This window comes from Bradyrhizobium sp. IC3195, from assembly GCF_020193585.1.
GTDB classification, from domain to species: domain Bacteria; phylum Pseudomonadota; class Alphaproteobacteria; order Rhizobiales; family Xanthobacteraceae; genus Bradyrhizobium; species Bradyrhizobium yuanmingense.
In genome coordinates this window covers 101,330-121,008 of the sequence record NZ_JADYVG010000009.1, presented here as the reverse complement: position 1 = coordinate 121,008, position 19,679 = coordinate 101,330, and the positions used below count along the sequence as shown (strand labels likewise).

Genomic DNA, 19,679 nt, shown 5'->3' with positions numbered 1-19,679 from the left:
CACCGGCTCTCCGCCGGCATCAGGAATGACCTCATGCCTCGTACAGGCTTCTTTCGACTGCTTTCCGCACGCAAAATTCTGCTTGCCTCAGCTTCTGCCCTCGTTGTGCCATCCAGCGCAATCGCGGAGGAAAACCGACGCGAGCTTCCTCCCGTCACAGTCGACGCGCCGCGGGAGAAACGCGCCTCACCAGCCCGCGCACAGCGAACGCCCGCGCGATCAACGCGGGCCCACGCGCCCGCAACTGCGCGTCCGCAACCGACGGCAGCTTCCGAAGGGACCCCTGGCCCTGGTGCCCTGGCGGTTCTCACCGCCCAGCAGGCACTGAGCGAGATCAACCAGACGCCGGGCGGCGTAGCGCTGGTCGCAGCGGAGGCCTACCGGAATTCGACTCCCGCCAGCACGATCAAGGATGTCCTGGACTACGTTCCCGGCGTGTTTGCGCAGCCGAAATGGGGCGACGACACCCGGCTTTCGATCCGCGGATCCGGCCTGTCGCGCAATTTCCATCTGCGCGGCGTGCAGCTTTACATGGACGGCATCCCGATCAATACGGCGGACGGCTACGGCGATTTCCAGGAGATCGACCCGACCGCCTACAAATACGTCGAGGTGTACAAGGGCGCGAACGCGCTGCAGTTCGGAGCCAATTCGCTGGGAGGCGCCGTCAACTTCGTGACGCCATCGGGACGCGACCGATTTCCGAATGGAGTCTCGCTCGACGTGGGAGCCTTCGGCTTCAGGCGACTGCAGGCCAATGCAGGAGGCGCCAACGGGCCGTGGGATGGTTTCGTCACCGCATCAACGCAGGCCACGGACGGCTTCCGCGATCACAGCTTCGGCTCGGGCAACCGCGTGAGCGGCAATGTTGGCTACCAGTTCTCGCCGGATTTCGAGACGCGATTCTATCTTAACGCCAACGAGGTGCGGCAGCGCATTCCAGGAACCGTCACCAAGGCGTCTGCCTTGACCAATCCGGAGGCCGCGGCTCCGGCGAACGTTGCGCTGGACCAGCAGCGCAACATCGACACGATCAGGCTGGCAAACAAGACGACGATCCGATTCGACGACACCAGGTTGGAGTTCGGCGCTTTCGGCGTCGATCGGCACCTCATGCATCCGATCTTCCAGTGGCTCGATTATCGCTACAAGGATTATGGCGGCTTCGCGAAGGTTACGGACGACCGCATCATCGGCGGTTACCGCAACAGGCTGGTTGCGGGCGTCAACCTGTTGAACGGCAGCATCGACAACCAGCAGTTCGCCAACATTGCCGGACAGAAGGGGGCATTGCTGTCGTCGTCGATCGATCGCTCGGAGAACACCTCGGTTTACGTGGAGGACAGCTTCTACTTTCTGCCGAATGTCGCCGCGATCGCCGGCACGCAATTCCTGCATGCGACCCGCAATCGGCAGGACCGGTTTCTCAGCGACGGCGACCAGTCGGGAGCAACCCGCTTTGATCTGTGGTCGCCGAAGGCGGGCCTGCTGTGGCAGATCGACCCGACGTGGCAGGCCTTCGCCAATGTTTCGCGGAGCGCCGAAGTGCCGAGCTTCGGCGAGAGCGCGCGCGGTCCTGGCATTCCGACGATTCCGTTCACCAGCATCCGCCCGCAGATTGCGACGACCTACGAGATAGGGACCCGCATGCGACGGCCCGACTATTCGTGGGAATTGACCACCTATCGCGCCGATATCCGCGATGAGCTGCTGTGCCTGTACAGCGCGTTCGGCAATTGCAACGTGACCAATGCCGACCGAACCTTCCACCAGGGCGTCGAGGCGGGGGCAGGGGCAGCAATCTTCCGCGATATCTTCGTGACAGGAGGCGCGCCCGACGAGGTGTGGCTCAACCTCGCTTATACTTACAGCGATTTTCGCTTCGACAGCGACACGGCGTTCGGCAACAACCAGCTGCCCGGCGCGCCGCGTCACTATTTGCGCGCCGAGTTGCTCTATAAGCATCCGACCGGGTTCTATGCTGGTCCGAACGTCGAATGGGTGCCGCAGGCCTATTTTGTCGACAGTATGAACACGTTGACGACCGAGCCGTATGCACTGCTCGGATTGAAAGCGGGCTTCGACAATGGCGGGCCGTTCTCCGCCTATATCGAGGGTCGAAACCTCACCAACAGGACCTACATTGCAAGCGTCAGTATCATCGATCGCGCCACCGCGACGTCGGCGTTGTTCGAGCCAGGTGCCGGCCGGGCGGTCTACACCGGAATGAGGTATCGATGGTAAAGCGCACTGAGGCTGCCGAAACCACCAAGACCGACCGTGCTCGATCAGATCAAAGCCGAGGGAACCAAATGAACAGGATCAATCTATCATTTCTCGCCGTCGCTATGCTGCTCGGCACCAGCGCAGGGGTCGCAGCCGAGGACGTCAAGGCCGGCGATCTCGTGGTCTCGCAGGCCTGGAGCCGGGCGACGCCGGGCGGCGCCAAGGTCGCCGGCGGCTATCTGACCATCGAAAACAAGGGGAGCGCCGCCGACAGGCTGGTCAGCGTGTCCGCCGATATCGCAGGCAAGGCCGAGATTCACGAGATGGCCATGGACAACGGCGTGATGAAGATGCGCGCGCTCGACAAGGGACTGGCGATCGAGCCCGGCAAGACCGTGAAGCTCGCGCCCGGCGGCAATCATTTGATGCTTCAGGAGCTGAAGGGGCCGTTCAAGCAGGGCGACAAGGTGCCGGTGACGCTTCAGTTCGAGAAGGCCGGAAAGATCACCGTTGCGCTCGACGTCCAGGGCGTCGGCGCGCAAGCACCGGGCGGTGGGGGGCACTCGGGTCACATGGACATGAAGAAAATGCCGGATCATTCGGGAATGAAGATGAAATGAGACTGTTCTGGACTCTCGGGAGACCGAATATGTCGAAGCGATGCTGCCTGATTCTGATTGCCGCGGTCGCCGCATCACCAGTGGCGGCGCATGTCTCTCTCGAGACCAAGCACGCCACAATCGGCGCGTCCTACAAGGCGGTGTTCACCGTGCCGCATGGCTGCGCGGGCTCGCCGACGGTGAAGCTCCGCGTGCAGATTCCGGAAGGGGTCATCGCGGTGAAGCCGATGCCGAAGGCCGGCTGGACCATCGACGTCGTCGAGGGCAAATATGCGGGGGAATACGACTATCACGGCAACAAGCTCTCGTCCGGCGTCAAGGAGGTGGCGTGGTCCGGCGGTAAGCTGGCGGACAAGAACTATGACGAGTTCATCATGCAGACGGTGCTGACCGACAAGCTCAAGGCGAACACGACCTTGTACTTCCCAGTGGTTCAGGAATGCGAGACCGGCGTTCGTCGCTGGATCGAGATCCCAACCGAGGGGTCAAGCCATTCGCATGAGGGCAAGTCGCCGGCGCCTGGCGTCAAGCTCCTGCCGAAACCCTGATGCGCCTCCTCGCAGCGCTCGCGACGCTGCTCTTCGCTGCGGGCTTCGCGAGCGGTGCGCTCGCGCATGCGGCGCTGATCTCGGTCGAGCCGGCGAGCGGCAGCACGCTCGCGACCGCGCCCAAGGTGGTGGAGCTGCGGTTCAACGAACCGGTAACGCCGGGCGCGATCCGGCTGATCGACGGGACGGGCAGGGCGCGGGACGAGACGCGCGTCAGTGCGTCCGGCGACACGATTTCGATCCAGATGCCGGCGGATCTGCCTGAGGGGACCGCGGTCGTCAGCTATCGCGTGGTCTCGCAGGATGGCCATCCGATCGTGGGATCGGTGATGTTTTCAGTCGGCATGCCGTCGGAGACGAAGCCGTCCGCGAGTACTGACCATTGGTTGGCCGCGCTGATCTGGCTGGCGCGCGTTGGCCTGTATCTCGGTCTGTTCATAGGCGTCGGCGGTGTGTGGTTTGCGCGCTGGATATCATGGTCTCTGGCCGGCATGACCGTGCCGCGCATGGCACTCGCGGTCGGCCTTTCGAGCGCAGTGGTATCGCTCGGAGCGCTAGGCCTCGATCTCCTCGGCCTGCCGCCGGCGGCGCTCGCGACGGCCGCGCCTTGGAAGGTCGCGGTCGCAACCAGTGCCGGCCGCGCGTTTCTAGTTGCTGCCGCCGCGATGCTGTTCGCCTTGCTGGCGCTCCGCAGCGCATGGTCTTCGCGGGCTCTTGCGATCATTGCCATGGTCGGCGTGGGCCTGTCGCTCGCCATGAGCGGGCATGCCGCAACGGCGCCGCCTCGAATGATGATGCGCCCGGCGATGTTTCTTCACGGTCTGTGCGTTGCGCTATGGATCGGCGCTCTTGCTCCGCTCGCGGCTTTGCTGTCGAAGCCGACGCCGGCAACACTCGCCCTCGTGAAGCGCTTCTCGGGCATCGCCATGCCGGCGGTCGGCGTGCTGGCATTGACGGGCCTCGCCCTTGCGATTGTTCAGCTCGAAAAAGTTTCGGCGTTGGTCGAGACCCGCTATGGCCTCATCCTCTCGATCAAGCTCGGCCTGGTTCTCATGCTGCTCGCACTTGCGGCGCTCAACCGCTTCCGCCTCACTCCGGCACTCGCCCGCGATCGTGGAGCCCAGACCATCCTCAAGCGCTCGATCCTCCTCGAATGCGTGATCGCCCTCGCCATCTTTGCCGTCGTCGCCGGCTGGCGCTTCACGCCGCCGCCGCGAACGATCATTCCGGAGACGCCTTTGGCGATCCACATCCACGGCGACAAGGCGATGTTCCAGGTGCTGGTGTCGCCTGGAAAGGTCGGCAAGGACGATTTCGTGCTCCAGCTCATGACCGGCGAGGGGACGCCCCAGGCGGCCAAAGAGGTGACGTTGACGCTCAGCCTGCCTGAGCGCGGCATCGAGCCGATGGAACGGGACGCCTTGCTCGGGCCGGATGGCTACTGGCACGTGCGCAAGGTCGAGCTGCCCTTCGCCGGCCGCTGGCGTGTGCGCATCGAGGCGCTCGTGAGCGATTTCGAGAAGATCACGCTGGCGGATGAACTCGAGGTGCCACCGCCCTAGGCTCACCGGCTTTGCTGAGCACGGTGCTCCTGAAGTCAAACCTGAAGGCAACGGAAAAATGACAAGTATTTCGCCGCGTTAGCGGCTTTTCTTCATTCCCGTCTTGTGTTTTCGCTCCCAATCCGGTTTCACTGCAGGCGATCACTGATTCCCAGAGTATTACCATGCGGTTGTCGCGGTTCTTTCTGCCCATCCTGAAGGAAAATCCGAAAGAGGCGGAGATCGTCTCGCATCGGCTGATGCTGCGTGCCGGCATGATCCGGCAGGAGGCGGCGGGCATCTATGCCTGGCTGCCGCTCGGCTTTCGCGTGCTGAAGAAGATCGAGCAGATTGTGCGCGAGGAGCAGAATCGCTCCGGCGCGATCGAGGTCTTGATGCCGACGCTCCAGCTCGCCGACCTCTGGCGCGAGAGCGGCCGCTACGACGCCTACGGCCCGGAGATGCTGCGCATCGCCGACCGCCACAAGCGCGAGCTGCTGTACGGACCGACCAACGAGGAAATGATCACCGAGATCTTCCGCGCCTATGTGAAGTCCTACAAGAACCTGCCGCTCAATCTCTATCATATCCAATGGAAATTCCGCGACGAGCAGCGTCCGCGCTTCGGCGTGATGCGCGGCCGCGAGTTCCTGATGAAGGACGCCTATTCCTTCGACCTCAACGAGGCCGCGGCGCGTGTCGCCTACAACAAGATGTTCGTCGCATACTTGCGCACCTTCGCGCGGATGGGGCTGAAGGCGATCCCGATGCGCGCCGAGACCGGCCCGATCGGCGGCGATCTCAGCCACGAGTTCATCGTGCTCGCCGAGACCGGCGAATCCGGCGTGTTCATCAATCGCGACGTGCTGGACCTGCCGGTGCCGGGCGAGGACGTGGATTATGAGAGCGACCTGACGCCGATCATCAAGCAATGGACTTCGCTCTATGCGGCGACCGAAGACGTCCACGATGCCGCGCGGTTCGAGCAGGAGGTGCCCGTGGACAAGCGGGTGAACACCCGCGGCATCGAGGTCGGCCAGATCTTCTATTTCGGCACCAAATATTCCGAGCCGATGAAGGCGCTCGTGGCGGGGCCTGATGGTGTCGACGTGCCGATCCATGGCGGCTCGTACGGTGTCGGCGTCTCGCGCCTGCTGGGTGCCATCATCGAGGCTTGCCATGACGATGCCGGCATCAAATGGCCGGAAGCGGTGGCACCGTTCCGCGTCTCGATCCTCAACCTGAAGCAGGGCGATGCGGCCGTCGATGCGGCCTGCGAGAAGCTCTATGCCGAGCTCACGGCCAAGGGCGTCGACGTGCTCTATGACGACACCGATCAACGCGCCGGTGCCAAATTCGCCGCCGCCGACCTGATCGGCATCCCCTGGCAGATCATGATCGGGCCGAAGGGGCTCGCCGACGGCAAGGTCGAGATCAAGCGGCGCAGCGACGGCGCGCGCGAGACCATGTCGCCTGCCGACGCGGTTGCAAGACTTGTGGGCTGAGAAGGCTGATCGGCTGAATATTGTTCATCGCGCGATATCGCGGCCGCCAATCCGGCCACAATTGACCCCGAATCATGGGATTATCGAGCGATGGATGAGACCATGACTGAAACCGTGCAAACCGCGCCTTTCGCGCCATTCGAGTGGATGCTGTCGGCGCGCTATTTGCGGGCGCGGCGGAAAGAGGGATTCATCTCGGTCATCGCCGGGTTCTCCTTTCTCGGCATCATGCTCGGCGTTGCGACGCTGATCATCGTCATGGCCGTGATGAACGGCTTCCGCAAGGAGCTGCTCGATAAGATCCTGGGCCTCAACGGCCACATCCTGGTCCAGCCCCTGGAATCGCCGCTGACCGACTGGAAGGACGTTGCCGACCGCCTCAGCCAGGTCGAGGGCATCCGGCTCGCGGCGCCCGTGGTTGACGGTCAGGCGCTGGCGTCATCGCCTTGGAACGCCTCGGGCGTCCTGGTGCGCGGCATCCGCTCCGACGATCTCAACAACCTCACCTCGATCGCCAAGAACATCAAGCAGGGCTCCCTCGAGGGCTTTGACGAAGGGCAGGGCGTTGCGATCGGCCGGCGCCTCGCCGATCAGCTTTCGCTGCATGCCGGCGACAGCATCACGCTGGTGGCGCCGAAGGGCGCAGTGACGCCTATGGGAACGACGCCGCGCATAAAACCGTACAAGATCGTCGCGGTGTTCGAGATCGGTATGTCCGAATACGATCTCGGCTTCGTGTTCATGCCGCTTGCCGAGGCGCAGGCCTATTTCAACCGCAGCAACGACGTCACCTCGATCGAGGTGTTCACGACCAACCCCGACAGGATCGACGCCTTCCGCAAGGCGGTGACGGAGGCGGCGGGCCGGCCGATCTTCCTGGTCGATTGGCGGCAGCGCAACTCGACCTTCTTCAACGCGCTCCAGGTCGAACGCAACGTGATGTTCCTGATCCTGACCATGATCGTGCTGGTTGCCGCGCTCAACATCGTCTCCGGCCTGATCATGCTGGTGAAGGACAAGGGCAGCGACATCGCGATCCTGCGCACCATGGGCGCCTCGCAGGGATCGATCATGCGGATATTCCTGATCACGGGCGCTTCGATCGGCGTGGTCGGCACGCTGGTCGGCTTCTGCGTCGGCCTCGTGATCTGCGTCAACATCGAATCGATCCGGCAATTCCTCTCCTGGCTGACCTCGACCGAGCTGTTCTCGCCGGAGCTCTACTTCCTGTCGAAACTGCCCGCCGAGATCGACGTCGGCGAGACCACGGCCGTCGTCATCATGGCGCTGACGCTGTCGTTCCTGGCGACGCTCTATCCGTCGTGGCGCGCCGCGCGCCTCGATCCCGTCGAAGCGCTCCGGTACGAGTGAGGGACTGATGGAGCAGCAGCAGGGGGCAGAAGATGTACCGGTCATTTATCTCCACGAGATAAAGCGGCAGTACTTGCAGGGCGAGGTGCCGCTGACGATCCTCGACGGCGCCAAGCTGGCGCTGTGGGCCGGCCAGTCCGTCGCCCTGGTGGCGCCGTCGGGCTCGGGCAAGTCGACGCTGCTGCACATCGCTGGGCTGCTGGAAGCCCCCGATTCCGGCGAGGTCTATGTCTCGGGCGCACCGACCTCGCAATTGCCCGACATCGAGCGCACCCAGCTGCGCCGCACCGATATCGGCTTCGTCTACCAGTCGCATCGGCTGTTGCCGGAGTTCTCGGCGCTCGAGAACGTCATGCTGCCGCAGATGATCCGCGGCCTGAAGAAGTCCGAGACCGTCAAGCGTGCCAAGGAGATCCTGGGTTATCTCGGCCTCGGCGACCGCATCACCCATCGCCCCGCCGAGCTGTCCGGCGGCGAGCAGCAGCGTGTCGCCATCGCCCGTGCAGTGGCCAATGCGCCGCGCGTGCTGTTTGCGGACGAGCCGACCGGCAATCTCGACCCCGGCACCGCCGAGCACGTGTTCCAGGCCCTGATGCAACTGGTCAAGGCGACGCACGTGTCGATGCTGATCGCCACCCACAACATGGAGCTCGCCGGCCGTATGGACCGGCGCGTCTCGCTGTCGAACGGCCAAGTGGTCGAACTCGACTAAAGAGCTCGAAAACAACCCCATGCACAGTAGCCAAGTGCTTGGTGAGACTTCCGAAAAAAATCGAAGACGGCGGTCCGTCGCCGCCTCACAATTCAGGGCCTGATCACCGTCAATTTGAACGGTCCGCCATTGGCGGCAGCATGCGCCACGGCTTCGTTGGCGTGGTCGAGATCGAAGGTCTCTGTCTCGTACTCTTCCAGCCGCAGCAGCCCGGCACGCACCAGTGCGATCAGGCGGCTGGCCGCATCGGGCGGATACATCCAGACGCCGTGGATGCTGATGCAGTTGCGCATGATCCAGGGGTAGGGCAGCTCGAGGCCCGGCCCGCCCGCCATGCCGACGCCACCCATCAGCACGACGCGTCCGTAAGCGCGGACCGTCATGACTGCCGCGCGCACGACGTTCGGGCTCACCGAGGGCGGCATGATGTCGAAGACGCAGTCGATCGGCCCCGGTGCGGCGCGCTTCATCGTCTCACGGTCGTCGTCCTCGTCACCCGAGAGCTTGACCGGCTTCACCCGCGCCCCGAAGCGGCGGACGAGGTCGGCGAGGATCCGTTCGTTGCGGCCCGGCGCGACCACGCAGGCTGCGCCCATCGCCAGCGCGACGGAGACGGCGGCGCTGCCGAAATTGCCGGTGGCGCCGCTCACCAGCACGGTCTCGCCCGGGCGAAGGTTTGCCGCAAGGAAGCCGCCATAGGGCACCAGCAGCGTGCCCAGCGCGCACCATTGTGTCGCCTGCTCGGACGTGATCGGGCCGAGGGGTTTGACGTTCTCGGTCGGCACCCGCATCTGCTCGGCGAAGGAGCCGTGGCGAAAGTGCTGTTGCAGGCGCATGCCGCCGGGTCCCGCGGCGGTCAGGCCCTGCAGGGCGATATCCGGCGGCGCGGCGTCATCGCGCGAGCGCACTGTCGGATCGCAGAACACCCAGTTGCCGACGGCAAGCCTGGTCGCGTCCGGACCGATCGCGCGCACGCGGCCGATGCCGCCTGGGCCTGGAATGATTGGCAGGTCGAGCGCGTAGTTGCGCGTCCCGTCGAAGACCTCGTTCATGTAGGACAGCACGCGCGTCGCGACGACGTCGACGATGACCTCGCCGGTGCCGAGCACCGGTTCGGGGACAGTCTCGATCGCCAGCGGCGAGCCGAAGGATTTGAGTACGGCAGCTTTCATGATGTTCACCTCGAGGTCGGGTGAAGTCCGTATGCGCTGCCCTGGCGGAAGTCAGGAAGGCCTGGTATTATCCTAGTATTTCATAGGCCCTCCATCGCCGGGACACCCGCCATGGTCGATCCACGCCGCGTTGAATTCGGGGACTTCCTGAGGTCCCGCCGCGAAAAGCTGTCGCCGAAGGCGGTCGGGCTTCCGGTGGGCCGGCGCCGGCGCACCGCGGGGCTGCGCCGCGAAGAAGTCGCGCAGCTCGCCGGCATCGGCGTCGACTGGTACATCCGTCTCGAGCAGGGCCGCACGGTCAGCCCGTCCGTGACCACCGTGGATGCGCTGGCCCGGGCCCTCCGTCTCAGCAAGGCCGAGCACGCCCACCTCAAGGCGCTGGCGCGCGAGCCCGCAAGGAGCCCCTTCACCCGCGAGATCGTGCCTCCGCCCATTCGTCGCATGATCGAGAGCCTGCATCAGCCGGCCTACATCACCGGCCGGCGCTGGGACGTGCTGGCCTGGAACGATGCGGCCGAGGAGGTGTTCGGGTTCGGGCGATTGCCGGAGCAGGATCGCAACACGCTGCTTCTTATGTTGACGAACAAGCAGACGCGAAAATCCTACGGCGCCGGCTGGACCGACGTAGCCAAGGCGATGGTGGCGATGTTTCGCGCCAATCACGACGTCTGGGCCGGCGATCCCGCCTTCACGGAGCTGCTGACGCGGCTGCGCGAGAGCAGTCCGGAATTCGTCGAATGGTGGGAGGCGCACGACGTTCGCAGCACCATCTCGGGCCGCAAGACCATGAACCATCCGACCAAGGGCGTGCTGCACTTCGAGCACACCAGCTTCCAGGCCAATGACGATCCCGCGTTGAAGCTCGTGATCTATACGCCGCTCTAAGCCCGCCGTTGTTGAAGACACTTGACCACCTGCATCGCGCGCTGGGCCGAGCAGGACCCGAGAGGCGTCTTGATACTGAGCCGCCCCTCGCGCCGGGAACCGAAGGCCCCACCTACAGTTACTGTCTCATCATTGTGCAGGTGGAGCGAGGGACGTGTTCGGGGTTAACCGATGACGACAGCGACCGGGGGATCCTCGGCCGACCGCAACGCCGTCTTGGCCACCCTCGGCGATCATATTCGAGAGATCGGCAGCCCCGACGATCTCGCCTATGCGGCGGCCGAGCTGCTTGGCCGCAGCCTCAATGTCAGCCGGGCAGGTTACGGCACCGTCGACACCTCCGCCGAGACCATCACGATCGCGCGCGACTGGAATGCGCCTGGGATCTTGAGCCTGGCCGGCGTGCTGCGCTTTCGCGACTATGGCAGCTATATCGAAGACTTGAAGCGGGGCGAGACGGTCGTCTGCGCCGATGCTGAAAAGGACGCTCGCGTCGGCGACCGCGCCCGAGCTCTCGAGGCGATCTCGGCGCGCGCATTCGTCAACATGCCGATCTCCGAGCCCGATGGGGTCGTGGCGCTGCTCTACATCAACAATGCCACGCCGCGCGAATGGACCCCGGCGGAGCTCGAGCTCATCCGCGAGGTTGCCGAACGCACCCGCACCGCCGTTGAACGTCGCCGCGCCGAGAGCGCGGTGCGCCAGAACGAGGCGCGGCTCCTCTTCCTGGACGCTCTCAACAAGGAAACGGCCAAGACGCGCGATGCAGACGGCGTCATGGCAGTGACGACGCGAATGGTCGGTGAGTATCTCGGCGTCTCCAACTGCGCCTATGCCGACATGGATCCCGATCAGGACGGCTTCACCATCCGCGGGGATTGGGCTGCCCCCGGTGCGATGCACATAGTGGGGCACTACAGTCTTGCCGACTTCGGAGAGAAGGCGGTGCGAGAGCTGGGCGCCGGCCGGCCCCTCATCATCAACGACAATCTGAAGGAGATCGCTCCCGAGGAAGCCGCCACATTCCAGCGCATCGGGATCGGTTCGACGATCTGCATGCCCTTGGTGAAGGAAGGGCGCCTGACCGCCTTGATGGCCATTCATCACCGCGGCCCGCATTCCTGGACGCCGCGCGAACTTGCCTTGCTCACCGAGGTGACGGAGCGATCATGGGCGCACATCGAGCGCGTCCGATCGGAGCAGGCGGCGCGCGAAGCTGCCGAGCGGCTCGTCCTCGCCAACAAGGCCGCCGGAATCGGCACCTGGGACTACGATCCGGTCAACGACATTCTTCGATGGGATAACCGCTGCAAGGAGGTGTTCGGTCTCTCACCGGATGCCGAGGTCAGCTACGAGGGCTCATTCCTGAAGGGCATCCATCCCGACGACAGGCAGCGCGCCCATGAGGCCGTCTCGACCGCGTTACAGCCCAATTCTCCGGGAAGCTACAACATCGAATACCGCACCGTCGGCATCGAGGATGGTGTCGAGCGCTGGATCGCCGCAACGGGTCACGCGATCTTTTCTGACGGCCACGCCACGCGATTCATCGGGACCGTGCTGGATATATCCGCGCAAAAGAAGACCGAGCGTCATCTGAGGATCCTCAACGACACGGGAGCATCGGTTGCCCGCGAACGCGATCTCGAGAGGATCGTGCAGATCGTGACGGATGCCGGCGTCGAGCTGACGGGCGCCCAGTTCGGAGCCTTCTTCTACAACGTCCTGGCCGCGGACGGCGGCAGCTACATGCTGTATTCGCTGTCCGGCGTGCCGCGATCCGCTTTCGAAAACTTCCCGATGCCGCGCGCCACCGCCGTGTTCGAGCCGACCTTCAAGGGCACGGGCGTGGTGAGGTCGGACGACATCCTGCAAGACCCGCGCTATGGCAAGAATGCGCCGCGGAAAGGCATGCCCGAGGGCCATCTTCCGGTCCGGTCCTATCTGGCGGTCCCCGTGATCTCGCGCAGCGGCGAGGTGCTCGGTGGGCTTTTCTTCGGTCATGCGGAGGTCGGTCGATTCCACGAGGAGCACGAATCCGCATTGCTCGGCATTGCCGGCCATGCCGCGACGGCCATTGACAATGCCCAGCTGCTGACCAGGCTCGAAGCGCTCAATGCCGAGCTGGAACAACGTGTCGCCGACGAGATCGCCGAGCGCATGAAGGCCGAGGAGCAATTGCGGCAATCGCAGAAGATGGAAGCCGTCGGGCAATTGACCGGGGGGATCGCCCACGACTTCAACAACATGCTGGCCGTCATCCTCGGCAGCTTGAATCTCGCCAAGCGGCGGCTCGGCAAGGGCGAGCTCAACATTGACCGCTTCTTGGATAGTGCAACGGATGGTGCGAACCGTGCCGCCACGTTGACGCAAAGATTGTTGGCGTTCTCGCGGCAGCAGCCTCTTGCGCCCGAGGTCGTGGACATCAACGAGATGGTCGGTGAGATGAGTGAGCTGCTCGAGCGCTCGCTCGGCGAGCTCGTCCGTCTCGAGACGGTCCTCGCGGCTGGCCTTTGGCGCGTCAAGGCAGACCCTGCGCAGCTCGAAAGCGCTCTCGTCAATCTTGCTGTCAATGCACGCGATGCCATGCCGAAGGGTGGCAGGCTGACGATCGAAACCGCCAACGCCTCGATAGATCGAAAATACGCCCGCGAATACGCGCTGCAGCCCGGGCAGTACGTGCTCATTGCGGTGACGGACAACGGCACGGGCATCGCGGCCGACGTGCTGGGAAAGGTCTTCGATCCGTTCTTTACGACCAAGGTCGTCGGCAAGGGGACTGGACTTGGCCTCAGCCAGGTATACGGCTTCGTGCGGCAGTCGGGCGGCCATGTCAAAATCTATTCGGAGGTGGACGTCGGCACGACCGTGAAGATCTATCTTCCACGCTTCGCGGGCGAGGAGCCTGTCTCAACCCCGTCGCACGGCGTGCTGCATCCCGGTGCAAGTCCGCAGAGCGAGACCATCCTCGTCGTCGAGGACGACGAGCGGGTCCGCGGCATCTCGTCCGAAAGCCTGCGCGAGCTTGGTTATACCGTCGTCGAGGCCGCCAGCGCCCGGGAGGCGATCGGCAAGATCGAAGGCGGTTTCGTTCCGGATCTGCTGTTCACCGACGTCGTCATGCCCGACATGACCGGTGCCGAACTCGCGGCCGAGCTGTCGAGACGATACCCGGATCTGAAAGTGCTGTTCACCACCGGCTACACGCGCAACGCGATCGTCCACAATGGCGTGCTCGATGCCGGCAAGCATTTGCTGTCCAAGCCCTTTGCGATCGAAGACCTGGCCGCCAAGGTCCGCTCCCTGCTCGATGAGGGTTGAATGAATGTTGCGTGTTGAATCGCCCGCCCGGGGCGATGTCCGACGTCATTTCAAGGCGACGGAGCGGGCCGAGGGTTTGTGCTGACGGTCAGTTGGGGGGCGGGCGTCCAAGGGCTCTCGGGCCAATGAACTGCCTGCCAGGGAGCCGCTTTCCCAGGCGTCGTCGGCCAGGAGCTTGTCGGGCCCGGCGTCGGCAATGCGCAGGATGCCTTGAGCCGAGCCCATTGTGACGGCAGGCCCGCCAGGTCGAGCTCGAATGTCATGATGTCCGTCTTGTCGTCCGCGATCGGCGTGCTTTCGCGGACATGCAGGGAGCGGGAGGCCAGTATCGCCTTGACCATGTCGGGGTCGATGTTGCTGCGCCAGACCTCGTGCTTGCCGGTCCGCACCGGAGATCCTCCGGCCGTCTTCTCCTTGTCGGCATCCGCCGTGATCAGGATCGTGCTCTTGCCGGTGGCCGTTTCGTCGACCTCGGCCGCAAATGTCAGCGGTGCGCCCTTGCTGCTTTCGCAAGACAGGCGCAGCTCCATCGTTCGGAACGCGGAGCCGTTCGCCTTCTTTGCGGTGGCGATCTTGCGAACGAACGGCCGGGCCTCCTTCTCCAGCGACCAGTTTGTCTCAGCGAGCGGTCGCGTGTCGATGCCGAAACCGTGGAGCTCGGATCGCGTCAGCACGTGCAGGCTTTCGAATTTCACCGTCCGGATCAGCGAATCGAGCTCGCGACCAATTCCCATCGCGGCGATGAACGCGGCACGATCGCGATCGGCCGCCAAGAGCCGGCGGCGCCTGTATTCCGCGACCGCCGCCGGATCGGGCCGTCCGTCGAAGGCGAGCACCAGCTTGGAATTATGGACCGCTATTGTGGCGTCGGGGGCGACCTCGCGCGATGCCGCCCCGAGAAACAGGTATGCGCAGGCCGAGTTGCACATGGCACGGTTCGTGGTGAGTTCGGCCTCGACCTCGCCGCTCGCGTTCTTGAGCTTCAAGCAAGCGGCGTCTCCCTGCGTGCCCGCGGCGCAGGCGGTCGCGATCGTCCGGCCGACCCTGGCAATCGCCTTGCGGCTGCGCAGCAACCGCGCGATCGCGTAGGACTGCTCGACGTTGCCGCCGGGCGAATGGAGATAGATCGGACGCTGCAGGTCCTTGACGGTGGCAAGGAAGCGGCGAATGCGCAGCGCCGCCTCCCGATCGATTTCGCCCTCGATGGCAATCCAGCGATCGCAGCCCGGCCCGCATGCGTCGGCAGGTCCCTTGGCGAGATAGATCGTCAGCCTGGAGGCGAAGCCGGCTTTCTCGGCCGGCATTGCTTCGGCACGCAAAGTGCCGGGAAGCAAGAGCGAGGCAAGGAGGAGCAGGATACGGACATGCATGCAGCAAGCGACCACGCACGGCGAGGAAGAGGTTCGACCCTACATGAGGACCACCGTTATCACAACTTTTGATGGCCGGCCGGTGCACGCTTATTTCGTTCACCGGCCACCGCAGCAACGCACCCATGCGCGGCGTGCTGTCGTCCGTCAGTCAAGATCAGGTCAGACGATCGATGATTTGCAACAGTCGATCGCAGGACGCCTCAATTCGTTTGAGCGGAGACGTTGCCACGCCGAGCAAAAGTCCCGGGCGCACTGATCCGTTCGACGCATACCAGAGCGATAGCGGCGTAGGCGCAAGTCCCAGCCGTGCTGCTTCCCTGGCGACGGCCAGATCGGGTGCTCCGTCCGCCAATTGCAGGACCGCCGCCAACCCGGCAAGCGCAATGTTCGCGGTGCGCGCGCGAAGGTACTTCAGCAATGCATCGCCTTGTGCAGCGTAAACCCGCTTCGTGCGCCGAAGATGCCGCAGATAATGGCCCTCGCGCATGAAGTCGGCCATCGCGCGCTGCACCGCCGGCCCAGGCGCGGGCGCAAGGCACGCAGCAGCTTCGGCAAATTGCGACGCCAGGGCGGCCGGTGCGACGACAAAGCCCAGCCGCAGGGCAGGCGTCACCGTCTTGCTGAAAGAGCCGATGTGAATGACGCGGCCGGCGCGGTCGAGCGATGCGAGCGCCAGCGTCGCCCGGCCCTTGAGCTGAAGCTCGCTGAGATAGTCATCCTCGATCACCCATGCCTTGCTTTGCGCTGCCCAGTCGAGCAGGCGTGAGCGCCGCACAAGCGACAATGTGGAGCCGAGCGGCGCCTGCTGGCCCGGTGTCACGACCACCAGTGCCGCATCAGGAGCATGTTTCATGCCGTAATCGACATCGATGCCGTCCGCATCAACGGGGATCGGCGCAACCGACAATCGCGCAAGCGCGAGACCGTGCCGGGTAAAGGGAAAGCCAGGGTCCTCCATCCAGGCCTTCTTCTGCTCGAGTCCGAGGACGCGGAGCGCCAAGCCAAGGCCGCCGCTGAAACCGGCAGTGACGATGATCTGGGACGGCGCGCATTCGATCCCGCGCGCCAGCGCGAGGTAGGCCGCGATCTCGCGCCGCAACGCCAGCTCGCCGCGTGGATCCGGGTAGATGGCCGGTGCGCTCACCTCCGCCCGAACTGCCTGCGCGCGCATCCGCGCCAGCAATGTCGCGGGAAGGGTCTCCTGCGCAGGCACGCCCATCTGGAAGATCGCGGGCCCCGCCGTCAGCTCCTGGTACATCTCCATGAACGAGCCGGGCGACGGGGCGCTGTCCCGCCTTACTGGGAACGGGGGCCTGTCGGCGACATGGGTTCCAGTCGCGCGGCTTGCGACGATCAGTTGGGCGGATGAGAGCTTTTCGTACGCCACCCGTACGGTGCCGCGGGCGACGCCGAGTTGGGCGGCGAGATCCTGCCAGGAGGGCAGGCGTGCGCCGGGGGCGAGAACGCCGCTTTCGATCGCGGTCCTGATCCCCTTGTGGATCTGCTCGGCCAGCGGCGTCTTTGCAGATCGATCGAGCTCCAGATGCAGCGGCCTCGTCATGCCTGCGTGGTACACGAGTTTTGTACGTTCTTGGTGCTTTTTTGTGGACCAGTGCAGGGGCACCTAAGGGGGCAAGAGGGAGGGTTCATCCCCCGATCATCAAGGAGCAGGCAGATGAGCGAACGGCTCAACTACAATCACGTCGCACCGGCAGGTATGAAGGCGCTGAGCGGTGTCTACGGCTACGTCATGCAGAGCGGACTTCCCGCGACGCTTGTCACCCTGGTCTATCTTCGCGTGTCGCAGATCAACAATTGCGCCTACTGCCTCGACATGCATACACGCGACCTGCTGAAGAGCGGCGTGAAAATCGAAAAGATCGCGCTGGTCCAGGCCTGGGCCGAGGCGGGCCATCTTTTCGACGAGCGCGAGCGTGCGGCTCTCGCATGGGCCGAGACGATCACCCGCGTCGCCGAGACCAACGTCCCGGATGAGGCCTATCAAGCCGTTCGCAAGGTCTTCGGCGAGCGCGAGCTGGTCGATCTCACGATCGCGATCAGCCTGATGAATGCGTACAATCGCATGTCGATCAGCTTTCGAAATACGCCGCAGGCTGCGCTCGAGGAGGCCGCCTGACCCGCGAAGGAATCAGCCGAAGCAGAGAGCAGGAACCTGAAAATGACGAGAGTGATCTCCGGCGTCAAAATTCCCGACAGCCAACTGGCTCGCGAGGCCGCCGAGCTGGTGCGCAGTTACGAAGACGAGATGTTGTTCAACCATTCCGTTCGCGTCTACGTGTTCGGCGCGATGACGGGATTGCGCCAGAAGCTGAAGTTTGATTCCGAGCTTCTCTATGTCGCGGCCCTGTTTCACGACCTCGGCCTCGTCGATCACTACCATACCGCGACCAAGCGGTTTGAAGTCGACGGTGCCGATGCAGCGCGCGAGTTTCTGCGGGCACGCGGCATCGCTGATTCCCAGGCCGATCTGGTGTGGGAGGCCATCGCCCTGCACACCACGCCCGGCATTCCGCAATATATGAGACCGGAAATCGCGCTCACCAACGCAGGCGTTCTGGTGGATGTGGTGGGCATCGGGTATGATCACTACACACCGGAGCAGCGCGAGCAGGTGATCTCGGCGTTCCCGCGCGGTGACTTCAAGAACGAGTTCGTGAAGGTACAGACCTGCTCGGCGCTGAAGAAACCGCAGACGACGTTCGGGACGGTCAACTTCGACTACATCGCAGATCACGATCCGAGCTTCCAAAGGCCGAACGCGTGCACGCGGATCCGCAATGCGCCCTGGCAAAGCTGAGCAGACGCAGCGCGCTCATCGCAGGGCTATGGCATTTGAGAGCTGTTCAGCCGTTCCTGCGACCATCCTTCGAGATGCCCGCTTCAGGCGGGCTTTTCAGGTGAAAGACGGTGTGTGAGGCTGCAGCTTCCAAAAGGCACTGTCGCTGATTGGCCTCATCACGCAGACGACTCTGATCGCGTATGGGGTGTCGCTTTGTCCGGCGAAGTACGCGCGGAGGCGAGCTAGCGATTGACGCGCCCACGAATGTGATGAAAGCGAGCGAAAAGATGGCGACAATTTGGATGAGGAACTTGTTCGCATTCGCCTCTTCCATCACGCGAATGTGCGCGCGACGATGTTGCGCGCGCATGCAGCTTGTCTCGCCTCGTCAACATTGAAACTGCTGCAAAACCCCTTGTTTGATGGGGTGTCCGCGATGCTCGATTAACATTCGTTAATGAGCAAAGTCCTTTCGATCACACTGTGGCGCCGCGGCTACAGCAATTCCGTCGATCGCTGTTATGACGACCCACGGCCGGGGGGCCCACTACTGAAGAAACTGGAACGGGAATCAAATGAAGAAGAATTTGTTGCTTGCAGCTGTCAGCCTGGTCGCGCTTGGTGCGACTGCGCCGGCACTTGCGGCTGATCTCGCGGCACGGCCCTACACCAAAGCACCGCCCGCGGCGATCGCTGCGGTGTATGACTGGAGCGGCTTCTACATCGGTATCAACGGCGGCGGCGGTTCGGCTGACACGTCGTGGGATCTGGTCGGCTTCGGTCCGGAAGGCTCCCACAACTCGACCGGCGGCACCGTCGGTGGCCAGATCGGTTACCGCTTTCAGTCCGGCCAGTTCGTGTTCGGTCTCGAGGGCCAGGGCAACTGGGCCGACTTCTCGGGTGACAACATCAGCGCAATCACCGGTTTGCGGAACCGGACGCGCGTCGATGCGTTCGGTCTGATCACAGGCCAGGTTGGCTATGCCTGGAACAACGTCCTGCTCTACGCGAAGGGCGGTGCGGCGGTCGTCAGCAACAAGTACGACGTCTACAGCGTCGTGACGGGTGCGAATCTCGACCGGGCCGACGAGACCCGCTGGGGTGCCACGGTTGGCGCGGGCCTGGAGTTTGGTTTTGCTCCAAACTGGACGGTCGGCGTCGAGTACAACCACATCTTCCTCGGCGACCACAACGTCACCTTCGCCAGTGGCGCTGTCGAACGCATCGGGCAGGACATCGACATGGGTCTCGTCCGCCTGAACTACAAGTTCGGCGGCCCGATGATCGGCCGTTACTGAGACTGACCGCTCCACGTGAGTGGCTGACGAAAGCCCCGGCCTCGGCCGGGGCTTTTTGCTGTTTGTCTTCAGCGAGTTAACCATCTCCTTTCGGCGGCTTCCGGATCGCTTGACTCCATAGAACAAAATGAGAACACTGTTCTTCATACGTTCCAACAAGGGAGCCGGCCATGTTCAGGGTTTTCGTGGAAGAAGCCGCCGCACTGGCGTCCATCACGCTGTTCGTCGGGATGATCGCGATCTGGGCCCAGGTCATTCCGCAGCTGTAGGCCGGCTTTCTCCGACCTCTTGGGGAAAAGCGGGACGA

The 19,679-nt window shown here is 63.8% G+C and carries 15 protein-coding genes; 12 read left to right on the top strand and 3 right to left on the bottom strand.

What is annotated here, in order from left to right:
- Positions 1-33: 33 nt before the first annotated feature.
- The 7 genes from I6F09_RS19260 (at position 34) to I6F09_RS19230 (ending at position 8,523) form a co-directional block, all read left to right on the top strand.
- Entirely contained in the window at positions 34-2,244 is a 2,211-nt protein-coding gene (locus I6F09_RS19260) for a TonB-dependent receptor (RefSeq protein ID WP_225188787.1), read from the top strand.
- 104 nt (positions 2,245-2,348) lie between these two features.
- The gene (locus tag I6F09_RS19255) at positions 2,349-2,846 is read left to right on the top strand and encodes a copper chaperone PCu(A)C (RefSeq protein WP_225188857.1); all 498 of its coding nucleotides are present in this window, start codon (positions 2,349-2,351) and stop codon (positions 2,844-2,846) included.
- A 29-nt stretch (positions 2,847-2,875) separates the two neighbouring features.
- Positions 2,876-3,394 (top strand): YcnI family protein, encoded by a 519-nt coding sequence (locus tag I6F09_RS19250; protein ID WP_036010104.1) that lies wholly within the window; start codon positions 2,876-2,878, stop codon positions 3,392-3,394.
- On the top strand, positions 3,394-4,956 hold the full coding sequence (locus tag I6F09_RS19245; RefSeq protein WP_225188786.1) for a CopD family protein: 1,563 nt from the start codon (positions 3,394-3,396) through the stop codon (positions 4,954-4,956). The genes I6F09_RS19250 and I6F09_RS19245 overlap by 1 nt, the downstream gene beginning before the upstream one ends.
- 164 nt (positions 4,957-5,120) lie before the next feature.
- Entirely contained in the window at positions 5,121-6,440 is a 1,320-nt protein-coding gene (gene proS / locus I6F09_RS19240; RefSeq protein ID WP_225113118.1) for a proline--tRNA ligase, read from the top strand.
- Between the two features lie 90 nt (positions 6,441-6,530).
- Complete coding sequence (locus I6F09_RS19235) at positions 6,531-7,811, top strand: lipoprotein-releasing ABC transporter permease subunit (RefSeq protein WP_036010095.1); 1,281 nt, start codon at positions 6,531-6,533, stop codon at positions 7,809-7,811.
- Between the two features lie 7 nt (positions 7,812-7,818).
- Complete coding sequence (locus I6F09_RS19230) at positions 7,819-8,523, top strand: ABC transporter ATP-binding protein (protein ID WP_036010093.1); 705 nt, start codon at positions 7,819-7,821, stop codon at positions 8,521-8,523.
- A gap of 92 nt (positions 8,524-8,615) precedes the next feature.
- On the opposite strand, the gene I6F09_RS19225 is transcribed toward I6F09_RS19230, so the two are convergent.
- Complete coding sequence (locus I6F09_RS19225; RefSeq protein ID WP_225188785.1) at positions 8,616-9,695, bottom strand: zinc-binding alcohol dehydrogenase family protein; 1,080 nt, start codon at positions 9,693-9,695, stop codon at positions 8,616-8,618.
- Between the two features lie 111 nt (positions 9,696-9,806).
- On the opposite strand from I6F09_RS19225, the gene I6F09_RS19220 reads away from it, so the two are divergent.
- Positions 9,807-10,580, top strand: a complete 774-nt coding sequence (locus I6F09_RS19220; protein ID WP_225188784.1) for a helix-turn-helix transcriptional regulator — start codon at positions 9,807-9,809, stop codon at positions 10,578-10,580.
- Between the two features lie 171 nt (positions 10,581-10,751).
- A complete protein-coding gene (locus I6F09_RS19215) occupies positions 10,752-13,901 on the top strand; it encodes a GAF domain-containing protein (protein WP_225188783.1) in 3,150 nt (1,049 codons plus the stop codon).
- Between the two features lie 50 nt (positions 13,902-13,951).
- Here I6F09_RS19215 and I6F09_RS19210 read toward each other — a convergent pair whose 3' ends face one another.
- Entirely contained in the window at positions 13,952-15,271 is a 1,320-nt protein-coding gene (locus I6F09_RS19210) for a hypothetical protein (protein WP_225188782.1), read from the bottom strand.
- Between the two features lie 157 nt (positions 15,272-15,428).
- Positions 15,429-16,835 (bottom strand): PLP-dependent aminotransferase family protein, encoded by a 1,407-nt coding sequence (locus tag I6F09_RS19205; RefSeq protein ID WP_225188856.1) that lies wholly within the window; start codon positions 16,833-16,835, stop codon positions 15,429-15,431.
- 114 nt (positions 16,836-16,949) lie between these two features.
- Between I6F09_RS19205 and I6F09_RS19200 the strand changes: the two genes are divergently transcribed.
- The 3 genes from I6F09_RS19200 (at position 16,950) to I6F09_RS19190 (ending at position 19,372) form a co-directional block, all read left to right on the top strand.
- The gene (locus tag I6F09_RS19200; RefSeq protein ID WP_225188781.1) at positions 16,950-17,411 is read left to right on the top strand and encodes a carboxymuconolactone decarboxylase family protein; all 462 of its coding nucleotides are present in this window, start codon (positions 16,950-16,952) and stop codon (positions 17,409-17,411) included.
- Between the two features lie 42 nt (positions 17,412-17,453).
- A complete protein-coding gene (locus tag I6F09_RS19195) occupies positions 17,454-18,092 on the top strand; it encodes an HD domain-containing protein (protein ID WP_036025269.1) in 639 nt (212 codons plus the stop codon).
- Positions 18,093-18,649: 557 nt separating this feature from the next.
- The gene (locus I6F09_RS19190) at positions 18,650-19,372 is read left to right on the top strand and encodes an outer membrane beta-barrel protein (protein WP_225124086.1); all 723 of its coding nucleotides are present in this window, start codon (positions 18,650-18,652) and stop codon (positions 19,370-19,372) included.
- Positions 19,373-19,679 lie beyond the last annotated feature (307 nt).